Origin of the sequence: Bradyrhizobium sp. B097, from assembly GCF_038957035.1 — a bacterium.
In the GTDB taxonomy this organism is placed as follows: Bacteria; Pseudomonadota; Alphaproteobacteria; order Rhizobiales; family Xanthobacteraceae; genus Bradyrhizobium.
This window is the reverse complement of sequence record NZ_CP152412.1, coordinates 4192281-4207000: the sequence shown is the minus strand read 5'-3', so window position 1 is coordinate 4207000 and position 14720 is coordinate 4192281. Positions and strand designations below refer to the sequence as shown.

Annotated in this window: 13 protein-coding genes and 1 tRNA gene; 4 read left to right on the top strand and 10 right to left on the bottom strand. The window is 63.2% G+C overall.

What is annotated here, in order from left to right:
- Positions 1-63 precede the first annotated feature (63 nt).
- Together AAFG07_RS19760 and rpoZ are read right to left on the bottom strand one after the other, a co-directional pair.
- Positions 64-2355, bottom strand: coding sequence for a bifunctional (p)ppGpp synthetase/guanosine-3',5'-bis(diphosphate) 3'-pyrophosphohydrolase (locus AAFG07_RS19760; RefSeq protein ID WP_342728702.1), 2292 nt, complete (start codon positions 2353-2355; stop codon positions 64-66).
- 216 nt (positions 2356-2571) lie between these two features.
- The gene (rpoZ, locus tag AAFG07_RS19755) at positions 2572-2964 is read right to left on the bottom strand and encodes a DNA-directed RNA polymerase subunit omega (protein WP_016844003.1); all 393 of its coding nucleotides are present in this window, start codon (positions 2962-2964) and stop codon (positions 2572-2574) included.
- A 360-nt stretch (positions 2965-3324) separates the two neighbouring features.
- Between rpoZ and AAFG07_RS19750 the strand changes: the two genes are divergently transcribed.
- Both AAFG07_RS19750 and AAFG07_RS19745 read left to right on the top strand, forming a co-directional pair.
- Positions 3325-3957: an NYN domain-containing protein gene (locus AAFG07_RS19750; RefSeq protein WP_016844002.1), complete on the top strand. Its 633-nt coding sequence runs from the start codon at positions 3325-3327 to the stop codon at positions 3955-3957.
- Positions 3938-4597 (top strand): uracil-DNA glycosylase, encoded by a 660-nt coding sequence (locus tag AAFG07_RS19745; RefSeq protein ID WP_342711571.1) that lies wholly within the window; start codon positions 3938-3940, stop codon positions 4595-4597. The genes AAFG07_RS19750 and AAFG07_RS19745 overlap by 20 nt, the downstream gene beginning before the upstream one ends.
- A 40-nt stretch (positions 4598-4637) precedes the next feature.
- Here AAFG07_RS19745 and AAFG07_RS19740 read toward each other — a convergent pair whose 3' ends face one another.
- The 5 genes from AAFG07_RS19740 to AAFG07_RS19720 all read right to left on the bottom strand — a co-directional run bounded on the left by AAFG07_RS19740 (position 4638) and on the right by AAFG07_RS19720 (position 8036).
- Complete coding sequence (locus tag AAFG07_RS19740) at positions 4638-5234, bottom strand: peroxiredoxin (RefSeq protein ID WP_342728701.1); 597 nt, start codon at positions 5232-5234, stop codon at positions 4638-4640.
- 49 nt (positions 5235-5283) lie between these two features.
- Complete coding sequence (smpB, locus tag AAFG07_RS19735) at positions 5284-5757, bottom strand: SsrA-binding protein SmpB (RefSeq protein WP_173642523.1); 474 nt, start codon at positions 5755-5757, stop codon at positions 5284-5286.
- A 1-nt stretch (position 5758) separates the two neighbouring features.
- Positions 5759-6175 carry a large conductance mechanosensitive channel protein MscL gene (mscL, locus tag AAFG07_RS19730; protein WP_212318795.1) on the bottom strand — a complete coding sequence of 139 codons (417 nt, stop codon included), beginning with the start codon at positions 6173-6175 and terminating at the stop codon, positions 5759-5761.
- Between the two features lie 59 nt (positions 6176-6234).
- A complete protein-coding gene (gene dapA / locus AAFG07_RS19725; RefSeq protein WP_298369064.1) occupies positions 6235-7125 on the bottom strand; it encodes a 4-hydroxy-tetrahydrodipicolinate synthase in 891 nt (296 codons plus the stop codon).
- 245 nt (positions 7126-7370) lie between these two features.
- Positions 7371-8036 (bottom strand): hypothetical protein, encoded by a 666-nt coding sequence (locus tag AAFG07_RS19720; RefSeq protein WP_342728700.1) that lies wholly within the window; start codon positions 8034-8036, stop codon positions 7371-7373.
- Here AAFG07_RS19720 and AAFG07_RS19715 point away from each other — a divergent pair.
- Positions 8002-9921 (top strand): lytic transglycosylase domain-containing protein, encoded by a 1920-nt coding sequence (locus tag AAFG07_RS19715; protein ID WP_342728699.1) that lies wholly within the window; start codon positions 8002-8004, stop codon positions 9919-9921. The two genes, AAFG07_RS19720 and AAFG07_RS19715, sit on opposite strands and share 35 nt — an antisense overlap.
- 250 nt (positions 9922-10171) lie before the next feature.
- A tRNA-Ser gene (locus AAFG07_RS19710) sits at positions 10172-10265 on the top strand.
- Positions 10266-10399: 134 nt separating this feature from the next.
- Here the strand turns inward: AAFG07_RS19710 and AAFG07_RS19705 are convergent.
- The 3 genes from AAFG07_RS19705 to AAFG07_RS19695 all read right to left on the bottom strand — a co-directional run bounded on the left by AAFG07_RS19705 (position 10400) and on the right by AAFG07_RS19695 (position 14695).
- Positions 10400-12712, bottom strand: a complete 2313-nt coding sequence (locus AAFG07_RS19705) for a cytochrome c3 family protein (protein WP_342728698.1) — start codon at positions 12710-12712, stop codon at positions 10400-10402.
- A gap of 185 nt (positions 12713-12897) precedes the next feature.
- Positions 12898-14220, bottom strand: coding sequence for a TAXI family TRAP transporter solute-binding subunit (locus AAFG07_RS19700; protein ID WP_342728697.1), 1323 nt, complete (start codon positions 14218-14220; stop codon positions 12898-12900).
- A gap of 109 nt (positions 14221-14329) precedes the next feature.
- Positions 14330-14695, bottom strand: a complete 366-nt coding sequence (locus tag AAFG07_RS19695; RefSeq protein WP_342728696.1) for a hypothetical protein — start codon at positions 14693-14695, stop codon at positions 14330-14332.
- Between the last annotated feature and the right edge of the window lie 25 nt (positions 14696-14720).

Sequence of the window (14720 nt, the reverse complement as noted above, 5' to 3'; positions counted from 1 at the left end):
CGCGGGCAAAGCCGTCCGAAGGAAGGCGTCGCTTCCGCCCGCCTATGCCCTGCGCATGCATCCTTACCCATTGACGCGTTCGACCCGTGCAACGACGGCCTTGGCGCGCAACTGCGCGATGATAGCGCTGAGATGCTTGAGGTCATAGACCTCAAGATCGATGGTCAGCTCCGTGAAGTCGGGCGATTGGCGCGACATGTGGATGTTGTCGATATTGCCGTCGTGCTCGGCGATCACGGTCGCGATCTGGGCGAGGCTGCCCGGCTCGTTGACATTGTGGACCAGGATACGCGCGGGGAAGCGCTGCGGCATGGTCTCGTCGATGTCCCAGCGCACGTCGAGCCAGCGCTCCGGCTCCTCCTCGAAATCCTTCAGCGCCGGCGACTGGATCGGATAGATCGTGATCCCCTCGCCCGCCGTGACGATGCCGACGATCCGATCGCCCGGCACGGCGCCGCCGTTCGGCGCGAACTTCACCGGCAGTTCGGAATTGATGCCGCGCACCGGGATCACCGAGGTGGCGCGCGCCGGATGCGGCGGGGTCTGCGTCTTCAGCTTGGCGGCGAGCCCCTTCTTGGCGCCATAGCGCACCATCCGCTCTTCCTTGTAGTCGGGATACATCGCGCGCGCGACGTCGGAGGCCTTGATCTCGCCGCGTCCGACGGAGGCCATCACGTCCTCGATCGAGGTGCGCGCGAGCCGCGGCAAGGCGCCCTTCAGCTTGTCGTCGGCATATTCGATCTTGGCGCGGGCAAACAGGCGGTCGACGATGCGGCGGCCGAGGCCGGCATACTGGTCGCGCACCGCATCGCGGGTGGCACGCCGGATCGCGGCCCGCGCCTTGCCGGTGCGGGCGAGCGCTTCCCAGGCCGACGGCGGCGCCGACTGCGCCTTCGAGGTCAGCACCTCGACCTCGTCGCCATTCTGCAGCTCGGAGGACAGCGGCGCGAACTTGCCGTTGATCTTGCAGCCGACCGCGCTGTTGCCGACACCGGTGTGCACGGCATAGGCGAAATCGATCACGTTGGCGTTGCGCGGCAGCGCGATCAGCTTGCCCTTCGGCGTGAAGCAGAACACCTGGTCGTGGAACAGTTCGAGCTTGGTGTGCTCGAGGAATTCTTCGGGATTGGAGCTCTCCGAGAGGATGCCGATGGTGTGGCGCAGCCAGGCGAAGGCGTTCGACTCGTGCTTCAGCCGCTCGTGCGGCGAGCCCGCCCCCTCCTTGTAGAAGGCATGCGCGGCGATGCCGAACTCGGCGATCTGGTTCATCTCCTCGGTACGGATCTGCAGCTCGACGCGCTGCTTGCCCGGCCCGATCACGGTGGTGTGGATCGACCGGTAGTCGTTCTGCTTCGGCGTCGAGATGTAGTCCTTGAAGCGGCCCGGCACGACCGGCCAGGTGGTGTGGACAATGCCGAGCGCGCGGTAGCAGGCGCCGACATCGTCGAGGATGACGCGGAAGCCGTAGATGTCGGACAGCTGCTCGAAGCCGACCGACTTGCGCTCCATCTTGGTCCAGATCGAAAACGGCTGCTTGCGGCGGCCGAACACCCGCGCGGTGATGCCGTTCTTCTGCAGATTCTTTGAGAGCTGGGTTTCGATCTCGCCGATCAGGTTGCGGTTGCGCTCGGCCAGTGAATCGAGCCGCTGCTTGACCACCGCATAGGCCTCGGGATCGAGCACGAAGAACGACAGGTCCTCCAGCTCCCCGCGCATCTCCTGCATACCCATGCGGCCGGCCAGCGGCGCATAGATATCCAGCGTCTCCTCGGCGATGCGGCGGCGCGAGGCGGGCGGCACGAATTCCAGCGTGCGCATGTTGTGCAGGCGGTCGGCGAGCTTGATCAGCAGCACGCGGACGTCGTCCGCGATCGCCAGCAGCAGCTTGCGCAAATTCTCGGCCTGCTTGGCCTCGCGCGACACCAGCTCCAACCGCTTCAGCTTGGTCAGGCCTTCGACCAGCGCACCGATCTCATGGCCGAACACATGGTCGATCTCGGCCCGCGTCGCCTCGGTGTCCTCGATCGTGTCGTGCAGTAGCGCCGCCACGATCGTGGCGTCGTCGAGCTTGAGGTTGGTGAGGATCGCGGCGACCTCGAGCGGATGCGAGAAATAGGGATCGCCGGAGGCGCGCGTCTGGGTGCCGTGCGCCTTCATGGCGTAGACGTAGGCGCGGTTGAGCAGGTCTTCGTTGGTGTCGGGGTTATAGGACCGGACGCGCTCGACAAGGTCATATTGTCGCATCATGCGGGTCCGCGGCTTGGCCGGCCTCTCCGCCGCGGACGACGCCGGCGCCACCGCGACCGTTTCGGTTGCAGCCTGCATCTGGATGGAACTGCGGCGTCGATACGCCATGAACTCGCTGCCTCTCGCGGGACCGGAACGTCCCTTCTTCCTCAATCTAGTGCGCTTTCGAACGAAGCAGCACCCCGCGCGGGCCCTGGAACCATTCAATTTTGCGCGTCCGCATAGGACGCACCGTAACAGCAAAATTGTCAACAAAAGCAAAGGCCCGGAGCAATGTCCGGGCCTTTGGCAAATTGATCCGAGATGCGGAGCCGAACGACGAGCTTACTCGTCCTCCTCGGGCTGCTCTTCCGGGGGCGCCAAGCCCTCGAGGCCCTTCAGCAGCTCTTCCTCGGTCATGCGCTCGACCGCGACCTCGGTGTCGTCGGCGTCGACGCTGGCACCGGCGGAACCGATCAGCGGCACAGTGTCCGGCTCGGGCTCGTCGACCTCGACGAACTTCTGCAGGGAGTGCACGAGTTCCTCTTTCAGGTCCTCCGGCGAGATCGTCGAATCGGCGATCTCCCGCAGCGAAACGACCGGGTTCTTGTCGTTGTCACGATCAACCGTGAGTTGCGATCCCGACGAGATCATCCGGGCACGATGCGCAGCCAACAGGACGAGGTCGAAACGATTGTCGACCTTATCAATGCAATCTTCGACGGTGACGCGAGCCATCTCGAGGCGCTCCGTGGTAAAAGGGACCGAACATGTAGGTTATGAGCGTTAGTTATAGGGCTAGTCCCCGTTTCGCAAGGCAAAATTTGTGATTTGCCTTCCCAACAGGCTCTGATAACCCCCTCTGCCGGGGCCAGAAGGGCCGGAGCGTCTGACGACATGGCTAGGTTGCTGTCCCAGGCAAGTAAATCTCTTCATTGCAATGTCAAAGCTCTAGGCTTTTTGCCCTCGCCTCACCATAATTGCGGTGGTGACTGTCGTGGGGAAAGATTCACAGAACTTTAGGCAGCAACGCCGGAAATTACGCGCGGTTGATCACCGCCGCGCTAAGAACACTAACAACCACGCGAGAACACTTTGATGTCGTCACCTGTTTCCAACAAGATCGCGCTCTTCATCGATGGAGCCAATCTTTACGCAACCGCAAAGACGCTCGGCTTCGACATCGACTACAAGCGCCTCCTCAAGGAATTCCAGAGTCGCGGCACCCTGCTCCGTGCGTTCTACTACACGGCGATCATCGAGGATCAGGAGTATTCGTCGATCCGTCCGCTGATCGATTGGCTCGACTACAACGGCTACACCGTGGTCACCAAGGCGACCAAGGAATTCATCGATGCCAGCGGCCGCCGCAAGGTGAAGGGCAATATGGACATCGAGCTTGCCGTCGATGCCATGGAGCTGGCCGAGCACATCGACCAGATGATCCTGTTCTCCGGCGATGGCGACTTCCGCTCGCTGGTCGAAGCCGTGCAGCGCCGCGGCGTTCGGGTCACCGTGATCTCCACCATTGCGAGCCAGCCGCCGATGATCGCCGACGAGCTGCGCCGCCAGGCCGACGTCTTCACCGACCTCGTCGAGCTGCAATCCAAGCTTGGCCGCGATCCGTCCGAACGTCCGGCCCCGCGCGAACCGCGTCACCACTCCCCGCAATTCCTGCAACGCGCGACCACCATGGCCCCCCGGGGAGCCGATGACGATTTCGACGAGTAATCTCGTCGCCGCACCGACGCGCCCCGACAGCAACTGTCAGCTCTGTGTCAGGTTGGCCGACTTTCGTGCACAGGCCCGCACACTCCACCCGGACTGGTTCAACTCGCCGGTGGAATCGTTCGGCGATCCGAATGCGCGGCTGCTGATCGTCGGGCTCGCGCCGGGCATGCAGGGCGCCAACCGCACCGGCCGTCCCTTCACCGGCGATTACGCCGGCGATCTGCTCTACGCGACCTTGCTCGAATATGGCTTCGCCAGCGGCGTCTATCAGGCGCGGCCGGACGACGGCCTGAAGCTGGTGGACTGCCGGATCAGCAACGCGGTGCGCTGCGTGCCGCCGCAAAACAAGCCGCTGCCGGCCGAGATCAACACCTGCCGGCAATTCCTCCGCGCCACCATCGCCACGATGCCGAAGCTGCGCGCGATCGTGCTGCTCGGACGAATCGCACACGAATCAACGTTGAAGGCGCTGGATGTTCGTCTGGCTGCGGCGCCCTTTGTGCACGGCGCCGTGCATAGCGCGGGCACTTTCAAGCTCTACGACAGCTACCACTGCTCGCGCTACAACACGAACACCGGCGTGCTGACGACCGACATGTTCCGCAAGGTCTTCGCGACCGTGCGCAAGGAGCTCGGCTAGAGCCTTCTCCCGGTATCCACTTCGCGAACCGGTATCCACTTTATTTGGAAGCGCTCTCATCTTTCCGCGGATTGGCCTGCAGCCATTCCAGCACGTCGCCGGCATTCCGGTCAGGCGGGAACACCGGATAGAACACCTGCGTGATGCGCGCATCGTCGATGATGAGCGCAAGCCGCTTGATCAGCGTCAGGCCCGCCACCGACATCGTCGGCAATCTCAGCGCGTGCGTCAGTTCCAGCGCTTCGTCCGACAGCACCGGGAACGGCAGATGCAGGCGCGACGCCATCTCGGTCTGGTAGGCATTGCTCTGCGTCGACAGCCCGAACACCTGGGCGGCACCGGCCGCCTTCAGGTCGGCGAACAGGTCGCGGAAGGCGCAGGTCTGCGGCGTGCAGCCGCGGGCCCCCGGGATCATGTCCCAATCGTCGACCAGCCCGATCTTGCCGGGCTCGCCGGTTCGCGGATAGGCGAACACCACGGTGCGGCCCTCGAGCGCCGACAGCGCCACCGAGGTGTCGTCGGTGGCGCGCAGCCTGATCGGCGGGATCGTCATGCCGGTCAAATGCGCAGCGCCGCCATCGTCCCTGGGGGCCGGGATCCTGCTCCAGTCGACGTCGGTGAGGCTGCTCTGGTTCATCGGACCAATCTCCATCCGCCGTCGTCGCAGGGACGGCACTCGGAACGCCCTAGCCCCGCGCCCGCATCAGGCGGCCCTTTTCGCGGCCCCAGTCGCGCTTCTTCTCGGTCTCGCGCTTGTCGTGCAGCTTCTTGCCCTTGGCGACAGCGAGCAGCAGTTTGGCACGGCCGCGCTCGTTGAAGTACAGCTTCAGCGGAATGAGCGTCATGCCTTCGCGGTCGACGGCGCCAAGCAGCTTGTTGATCTGCTTGCGATGCAGCAAGAGTTTTCGCGGCCGCTTCGGCTCGTGGTTGAAGCGGTTGGCCTGCAGATATTCCGGGATATTGGCGTTGATCAGCCAGATCTCGCCGTTCTTCGAATCCGCATAGGATTCCGCGATCGTGCTCTTGCCGCTGCGGATCGACTTCACCTCGGTGCCGGTCAGCGAAATGCCGGCCTCGACGGTATCCTCGATGGCGTAGTTGAAGCGGGCCTTTCGGTTTTCAGCGACAACCTTGATCGGACGTTCGTTCTTGTCGGCCACGTTAGCCCTTCTTGAGGAGGTCGCGGATTTCCGTCAGCAGCACGACCTCGTCGGACGGCTTCGGCGGCTCGGCGGACTTGGCCTCGTCCTTGCGCTTGAACTGGTTCATGGCGCGGATGACCATGAACAGCACGAAGGCGATGATCAGGAAGTTCAGCGTCAACGTCAGGAAGTTGCCCCAGGCCAGCACCGCGCCCTGCTTCTTGGCGTCGGCCAGGTTGGTCGCCGTGACGGCCTTGGAAAGCCCGGTAAAATAGTTGGAGAAATCGAGTCCGCCCGTGATCGCGCCGATGATCGGCATGATGATGTCGCCGACCAGCGAAGTGACGATCGCGCCGAAGGCTGCGCCGATGATGACGCCGACGGCGAGGTCGACGACATTGCCCTTCATGGCGAATTCGCGGAATTCCTTCAGCATGCCCATCCCCTTCTCTTCGACATTGCGCACGGCATTGTTCACGGCGGTTGCGGCCTGGCTCAGTTGATCAGGCCGGCATGCACCATGGCGCTGCGGACGGCCTGGCGGGTCGATTCAGAGACCGGCACCATCGGCAGGCGCAGCTTCTCGTCCAGCTTGCCGAGCAGCGACATCGCATACTTCACCGGCGCCGGATTGCTCTCGATGAACAGGTTGGTGTGCAGCGGCATCAGCTTGTCGTGGATCTTCAGCGCGGTGGTGACATCGCCCTTCTGCCAGGCGATCTGAAACTCCGAGCACAGCCGCGGCGCGACGTTCGAGGTCACCGAGATGCAGCCATGGCCGCCATGCGCCATGTAGCCGATGATAGTCGCGTCCTCGCCCGACAGTTGATTGAAGTCCTCGCCCATCGCGGCGCGCTGCTGCGACACCCGCACCATGCTCGCGGTCGCGTCCTTGACGCCGGCGATGTTCTTCAGCTCGAACAGCCGCGTCATGGTGTCCACGGACATGTCGATCACCGAGCGCGGCGGGATGTTGTAGATGATGATCGGAATGCCGATCGCATCGTTGATCGCCTTGAAGTGCTGGTACATGCCTTCCTGGGTCGGCTTGTTGTAGTACGGCGTCACGACCAGCACCGCATTGGCTCCGGCCTTCTCCGCGTGCTCGGCGAGCTCGATCGCCTCCTTGGTCGAATTCGAGCCGGCGCCGGCGATCACGGGGACCCGGCCCTTGGCCTCCTCGATGCACCACTCCACCACGCGCTTGTGCTCGTCATGGCTCAGCGTCGGGCTCTCGCCCGTGGTGCCGACCGGCACCAGGCCGTGCGTGCCCTCGGCGATCTGCCAGTTCACGAGGCCGCGGAACGCCGCCTCATCCACCGCGCCGTTTTTGAAGGGCGTCACCAAGGCAGTGAATGATCCCCGGAATTTTGTCTTGGCTGCCATGGACTTCCTCCAAACGCTTCAGGCTAAAGGCTAGGTCGACGGACCCTTGTTATTGTCGTGCTTCACGTCCGTGCAACCGGCACCCGGTTGAAGCGAAACGCCATGAAAGGCAATTCATATCGGGTCTGACCGGCAGGCGAAAGGGCCGTACCGAACCTATTCCCAGCCGGTTCCAGCCGCGATTTTGCCGTTGTGCTGGCGCAAACAGCCGCACCGGCAGGCTTCTTAGTATTTTGTCTACGTTTTCAATCAAATAAGAACCCATGGCCCAACCGACCAGATGATTCGGGGCCGCAGAGGACTTCTGTGATCCGTTCCGCCCGCGCAGGCACATTGCGATCGACGGCGCTGGCGACGAGCCTGGCGCTCGTTGTTGGCCTTGCCGCCATCACGGCCGATGCATGGGCCGCCGAGGATGCTCCGGCCGCGAAGCCGGCTGCCCAAGACACAGCCGCCAAGACGGCGACCCCGAAGAACGCGACTTCGAAGACTGCGGCTTCCAAGACCGAAGCTTCCAAGACCAGCACTTCGAAGCCGCATTCTTCAAAGCCAACCGCGACCAAGAACAGCGAAACCAAGACCAGCGCTGCTAAGACGGACGCAGCCAAGACGACCTCTTCGAAGTCCGGCGCGGCCAAGACCGACAGCGCCAAGGCCGCGCCTTCCAAAACCGACGCTTCGAAGAGCGCCGCGTCAAAGAGCAGCACGTCCAAGACCACTTCTGCAAAGACCACTGCGTCGAAGCCCGCTGCTCCGGCAGCGACAGGAAGTCTGCCGAACAAGCCGGCGCCCGTCCGCGCCGCCGCCCCCGCGCTGGTTCCGGCGACCCGCCAGCATGCCGCGCCGATCGCGCGCAAGCCGGTGCTGCCCGCGGCCGTGGCCGCGACGTCGTCGACGTCGCAGTCCGACAAGGAGGCGCTCGCGAGCGTCGTCGAGCTGCTGCGCAAGCGCAAGCCGGCGGACGCCACCGAGGCCGAGGCCTCGATCTCCGATCCGGTTGCGCGCAAGCTTGCCGAATGGCTGATCCTGCGCAGCGAGGACAATGGCGCCTCGGTCGAGCGCTACCGCGCCTTCCTCGACGCCAATCCGAGCTGGCCCTCGCAGATCTTCCTTCGCCGCCGCATCGAGGCATCGCTATGGGACGATCATCGCGACGATTCCGCGGTGTGGGCCTGGTTCCAGAATGAATCGCCGGTCTCGGCCAAGGGCCGGCTCGCGCTCGCCAAGGTGATGATCGGACGCGGCGACCGCGGCAATGCCGAGCGCCTGGTGCGCGAGGCCTGGCGCAGCGATCCGATGAGCGAGGACACCGAAACCACCGCGCTCGATCTGTTCGGCTCGTTCCTGACCGCAGGCGACCACAAGGCGCGCATGGACACCATGCTCTACGGCACCGACAACGAGGCCGCCGGCATCCGCGCGGCCAGGCGTCTCGGCTCCGGTTATCTGGCGCTCGCCAAGGCGCGCATCGCGGCCAACCGCAAGGGCTCGAACCTGCGCGCGATGCTCGAAGAGGTGCCGCGCGAACTCTCCGGCGACACCGGCTATTTGTTCGCCAAGATCCAGCTGCTCCGCCGCGAGGAGAAGTTCACCGAAGCCGCGCAGCTGATGCTGAGCGCACCGAAGGACGCCGCGCGGCTCTTCAACGTCGACGAATGGTGGGTCGAGCGCCGCCTGCTGGCGCGCAAGATGATCGACGTCAACGAGTTTCGCACCGCCTATCTGATCGCGCGCGACGCGGCGCTGCCCGCCCGCGACATCTACAAGACCGAGCAGGAATTCACCTCGGGCTGGATCGCGCTGCGCTTTCTCAACGACCCCGCCCTCGCCGCCCAGCATTTCGCGCGGATCGGCGTCGGCAGCGCCAACCCGACCGCGCTGGCGCGTGCCGGTTATTGGCAAGGCCGCGCCGCCGAAGCCGCCGGCCGCGGCCAGGAGGCGCGCGCCGCCTACGCACGCGCAGCCGAGCAGTCGACCAGCTATTACGGCCAGCTCGCGCGCGCCAAGCTCGGCCTGCCGCAGATCGAATTGAACAGCGCACCGCGCGGCCGCGGCGCCGACCGCCTGGAGATCGTGCGCGCGGTCGGGCTGCTCTACGAAATCGACGCGCGCGAGCTCGCGATTCCGATCTTCGGCGATATGGGCGACAATGGCGATCCGGAAGCGCTGGCGGGCCTCGGCGAGCTCACCGCGCGCCATAGCGATGCCCGCGGCATGCTGCTGATGGGCAAGGCCGCGCTCAATCGCGGATTGCCGTTCGACCACTACGCCTACCCGGTGAACGGCATTCCATCGTTCCGCCAGGTCGGACCGGAGGTCGAGCAGAGCGTGGTCTATGCGATTGCGCGCCAGGAAAGCGCGTTCAATCCGGCGGTGGTGTCGCCGGCCCAGGCCTACGGCCTGATGCAGGTGACGCCGGACGCCGGACGTTACGTCTGCAAGCGCGCCGGCATCGGCTTCGATCTCAACCGGATGAAGACCGATCCGGTCTACAACGCGATGCTCGGCGCCGCCGAGCTCGGCGGCCTGCTCGAGGACTATCGTGGCTCCTACATCCTGACCTTCGCCGCCTACAATGCCGGCCGCGGCAGCGTGAAGAAGTGGATCGAGCGCTATGGCGACCCGCGCGATCCCAAGGTCGACGCGGTTGATTGGGTCGAGCTGATTCCGTTCTCGGAGACGCGGAACTACGTCCAGCGGATCATGGAGAACCTGCAGGTCTACCGCGCCCGCTTCGGCGGCGGCACCAGATTGCAGATCGACGCCGACCTGCGCCGCGGCGCCAGCGTGGAATGAGCCGGCACGGCCGGTTTTCAACAGCCTTGCGAGGGGCCACGGTCAGCTCCGCGCTGCCCTTGATCTAACTTATTGTTATAGCTTGATTTTCCTGAATTCACCCGAGCCATCGCACCGGAATCGGCGCGCAGTATAAAGGCTCAGTGCCCGCTCCCGGGCCGCCGGCGGCGGAGCTGCCACCAAATCACCTTGCCGCAAACTGAATCTGCCGCTTGCGGCCTAGCGCCCTCTCGGGCATATCGGCGCCATTGGAGACGTGGCCGAGTGGCTGAAGGCGGCGGTTTGCTAAACCGTTATAGGCTTGTAAAGGCCTATCGAGGGTTCGAATCCCTCCGTCTCCGCCAATATTTAACCCAGGTATTTGATTGTAAAAGAATATTTTGGGGGATGATAAGCCACCCCACAAACTGGCCCATAAGACTAGAATGACTGCTCAGCGCGAAGTGACGGTGATTGACATCCAAGGCCGCCGCGATACCTACTGTTTGAGTTGCTTGATGAGCTCTGTGAGCGCGCGATTTCCTGGCATGAGGCGCGCGAGCCGTTCGGCATATTCTAATGCTGCCGCCGAATCTCCGTTTTCTCGGCTGAACGCGATCGCGGCCGAGAGACTGTCGCGGTCGTTGGGATGCCTGTGCAAGTTCGCTTTGAGGACAGCAAGCGCCTCGTCGCGGCGACCTGCGGACTTGAGCCCGACCGCATAGACATACGCATAGCGCGGCTGACCATCATCCAGCATTGCCGCGCGACGCAATTCATCGAGCCCCGCCTCTAGTCGCTTTTGCCGCACGAGGACCAGACCCAGTGCGTGATGGAGAGAGGCGTCCTGTTCCGATCTCGACAAAGCCTCGCGAAGGACCCGGTCGCCCTCGCTGTCCCGTCCAAGCTGCCGGTAAAGGTCAGACAGATTGATGGTTGCCGCGGAGAACATGGGATCGAGGCGGATCGCGGCTCGATATTCCGTTTCCGCCTCGGCCGCATTGCCCTGCCGCGCGTAGAAATTGCCGAGCGTCGTGCGCGCGTCCGGTCTGTCGGCGTTCAGCTTTTGCGCAGCCACGAATTCCGCGGCCGCACGTGAAAAGGCGTCGTTATCGGCGGGCGGCTGGAACGAGGCGAGAACCTCCGCGGCTCGGATCCGCACGCCGCGCACAGGGTCGGTCAATGGCGGATAAGCTAGCGCCCATAGCTGATCGGCTGGAATGCCTTCCAGGGCGTCAAGCGCTCCCAGGCGCACGAGCGGATCGGGATCGGAAAGTCCGCGACGGATGAGATCAAGGTCGGGCCTCGGAAGCTCAGCCAGCGCGCTCGCGCGAACCAATGCCGGGACATCAATGGCCTGGGCGAGGGCCGCGAGCAGGGCCTGCGCGTCGATTGCTTCGCCCCACGCGGCATGAAACGCCGGCGCGTAGGCCTGATAGCCATGCCGCTTCGAGCCGAACGATGCTTCGATCTGTTGTGCCGCCCAGACGGCAGACTTGTCACGGTGACAATCGTTGCAGGCATTCGGGGTGCCAAACTGTACGGACAGATCAGGGCGAGGGATCCGGAGGCTGTGATCGTGGCGGCGGTCGACGACCATGTAGCGCCGCTCCGGCATATGGCAGGAGGCGCAGCTCGGCGGCGGAGTAACATTGGCGTGTTGCCGGTGGGCGTCCGATTCATATTTGCTCGCCACATGGCATTGTCCACACACGGCCTCACCCGGTGCCTTCAGCATCGCACTGTGCGGATCGTGGCAGTCGCTGCAGGTCACGCCTTTGGCGAACATCCTGCTCTCCTTGAATGGAACGTAGTTGTACGTCTCTTCGTCGTCCCGCATCTGGCCATCGGCATGAAAGAGTTGCTGATCGATCAGGGATACCCGATGGGTCTCCGAGAGCGACTTGCCCGGCATCCAGTCCTCGGAAAGCTGCCCGCGGCGCGCATGGCAGCGCCCGCAGGTCTCCACTTCCTTGCGCAACGCAGGCGCGGACGGGATGCGCTTCGGAGTGAATGTTCCGTCCTCGACTGACCAAGTCATGCCGGTGCGTTCGTCGAATCTGACGAGAAGACCATTGTCGCTGTCGGGTGCTGCGGTCTTTCGGTGTGCCCATGCGACATGTCGCGAGCCAGCGCCATGGCAAGCTTCGCACCCGACGCCAATCTCGGAGAAAGTCGTCGCGAACCGGTCTTTGGCGGCGTCGTAGTTCTTGCGCACGTCGGTCGAATGACACTCGGCGCACATGAAATTCCAATTCTGGTTCGGCTTGGTCCAGTGCAACGGATCGCTGCTGGTGACAGCAGCATCGGGGTAGAGATGAAACCAGCGTTGGCCGCCCTGCTCTTTCGGCCGGCTGTCCCACGCGATCGACAGCGCCTGAACGCGGCCGTCGGAAAATTCGACCAGATATTGCTGTAGCGGATCGACGCCGAACGTGTACTTCACCTCGAAGGTCGCGAGCTGCCCATCCGGTCCGTCCGTCTCGACCAGAAACTTCTGGTCCTTTCGGAAGAAGCGCGAGCGCGTGCCTGCATATTCGAATGCAGCGTCGTTGAAGTCGCCGCGGACCGACGCATCCGTAGCGTGATCCATGGCGTGCCGGTGCTGCGAATTCTTCCAGAGGTCGGCCTCGGCCTGGTGGCAGCCGCTGCAGGTTTGGCTGCCGACAAAGCGCAATGATGTGCTCTGCGACCCTGATGGATTGTCCGACGGGTGGCTTTTGCCCGACAGGTACCACCACGACGCGCCGCCGGTGATTGCGATGCCCGCAGCTGCAAGAATTCCAAAGATTGTCTTCCTGAGGCCGGGCAACCAGCCCGTCTTTGTATCTGGGTCGGGAGTTGGCTGAGGCGGATCCTGGGGCCGTCGGCCGCGCTTGCGGTGCGATTTTCTATGAGATCCCTTTGCCACATCTACCTTCCATCGCCAGTTCACGCCTTCAGTCGTTTTCAGGTCTCTCAGCTCTCCCTTCTCCGGGCTCCGGCTCCCCCTTGCGTCTAGGCCGCAGTGTGAATTGCAGGTCTCGTTGCGAGCAGTGTCCGACGATCGTGGATCAAGTTCTCCAACCGATGGGCTGCTACATTCAATGTGGCCTCATCCACCGCGGTCTCGTCTCCCCTTGCAGCCCTGCTGCGTTGCTCTCTGAGAATGCCGTCAATCTCATCTTCGATATCCGACAGCTCGGCCTCCGTATCGACTTTCCGGATCCGTCGCGCCAGAGCGTAGAGAGAATCCAGGGGCCCTTGCACCGTCTCCGGCTGCCCGATCCCCAAAAACTTCCACGCCGCCGCCAGAACGGATGCCATGCCACCCAAAATCATTGGCGTCAGGTAGATCCAGTTGCCGTATTCATCCATAAAGCTCTGCTGGGTGCCGTTGTAAAAGGCTGCCGCCCCGGGATGGACCGCAAGGTAGGCATCCGGGTCGGTGCTGGGGGCGGCGATTTGCGCAAAGATAGGCTGTTCGGTCAAAAGGTCCCGACGCACACTCATGATCGTTTGCGTCAGAGTGGCAATCAAATCGGAGCCAAGCTTCTTTCTCGCGACCAAATAGAGTGAAGTCCTGAGAGTCGTGAGATCGTCGTCTGGAACCGGCGGGGCTCCGCGTAGCGTCCCCTTCGGCACGTCGAAACTTTCATAGGCTCGATCGGCCTGCGCAATTGCGCCAGCGGACTCGATGGCAATCAGCACTGGCAAAGCCTTTGGGCCCTGCTGGAAGAAACTGCGTACGAGCGACAAATATTTTTCGGCTAAAGGGATCACCACGAGCAGTGCAGCAACCTCTTTGGATTGAATCGCGCGCCGCGCATCCGGCAAGTCGATATCCTTGAACGTCTTCGCGCGATCCAGACCATATTCCTTGCTCAGGACATCGACGATCCGGGCATTCGCCGCGCCCGCGACCACGCCAATACGGCGGCCTTTCAATTTGTCCATGCTGTCGATTGTCGAGCCCGGCGGCGCGATGATCAGCAAGACCATGTGGCTTACAACGACGACGGCCTGCGCCTGTGACAAGTCACCGACGTCGCCGCGCACAACTGCGAGATCGACGCTACCTTCCGAAAAGGCCTTGGCGGCGTCGAGTGTCGTGCCGGTGTCGATCACCTTCAGGCGCACCGCAGCGTTCGTCGAAACGAGCCGGCTTGCGATAGTGGACATTGCCTTGACGGCCTCACCGTCAACTGAGCCCGCCGCGACGGTCAGGGTTACCGGACGGGTGTAGTATCGATAACCAAGGAGACCCGCGCCTATCGCGAGAACGGCAATACCCACGAGCGAAATAAGGCGAAGCCACAGCGGAAGTTTGATCGACATCATGCCCGTCACTCCGACAGATCCACTGATTGACCAAGACGGCGCGAAGCCAGATTGGCAATCCAATGGAGTTCATTCGCATTCCCTCCGTAAGGGGCCATCCAGCTCGCGATCAGTTTGGAGGCTTCCTCCTGCTGGCTCCCTTTAGCGTTGTCACCGGAGTTGTACGAGCGGTATCGTTCATCTGAAGGCAAGTCAGCAGATCGACATAGCTTGGACTTCCGCCGGCGCCGGCTTCGCCTTCGCAGCCCGCCTGGATCGAAGCCGAATATGAAGACCAGATCGGCCCTAACTGTTGCAGCGCTGAGTTCTCATCGCTCATGCACTTGTCGAAGCTTTGCGGCAAAGCCAAACCCATCGCCTTGTCGGCTTCTACCGTGGCTTTGCAGGTAGCCTCCACGTCGAGTTTGGGGACGCGGTCGGAAACCGGTGTCAGTAGTTGTGCTCCAAGAATGCCTGCGAGGATTGCCGGGTGCATGTCATGTCCTCCGGTGGTGATGTGC

What these genes read in the sequence shown, in the direction of transcription:
- AAFG07_RS19700 (WP_342728697.1), bottom strand. Translation starts at nt 14,220, where the DNA reads ATGATGTCGATCAAACTTCCGCTGTGGCTTCGCCTTATTTCGCTCGTG.
- AAFG07_RS19740 (WP_342728701.1), bottom strand. Translation starts at nt 5,234, where the DNA reads ATGAACCAGAGCAGCCTCACCGACGTCGACTGGAGCAGGATCCCGGCC.
- AAFG07_RS19745 (WP_342711571.1), top strand. Translation starts at nt 3,938, where the DNA reads ATGACGATTTCGACGAGTAATCTCGTCGCCGCACCGACGCGCCCCGAC.
- mscL (WP_212318795.1), bottom strand. Translation starts at nt 6,175, where the DNA reads ATGCTGAAGGAATTCCGCGAATTCGCCATGAAGGGCAATGTCGTCGAC.
- rpoZ (WP_016844003.1), bottom strand. Translation starts at nt 2,964, where the DNA reads ATGGCTCGCGTCACCGTCGAAGATTGCATTGATAAGGTCGACAATCGT.
- AAFG07_RS19750 (WP_016844002.1), top strand. Translation starts at nt 3,325, where the DNA reads ATGTCGTCACCTGTTTCCAACAAGATCGCGCTCTTCATCGATGGAGCC.
- AAFG07_RS19760 (WP_342728702.1), bottom strand. Translation starts at nt 2,355, where the DNA reads ATGGCGTATCGACGCCGCAGTTCCATCCAGATGCAGGCTGCAACCGAA.
- AAFG07_RS19695 (WP_342728696.1), bottom strand. Translation starts at nt 14,695, where the DNA reads ATGCACCCGGCAATCCTCGCAGGCATTCTTGGAGCACAACTACTGACA.
- dapA (WP_298369064.1), bottom strand. Translation starts at nt 7,125, where the DNA reads ATGGCAGCCAAGACAAAATTCCGGGGATCATTCACTGCCTTGGTGACG.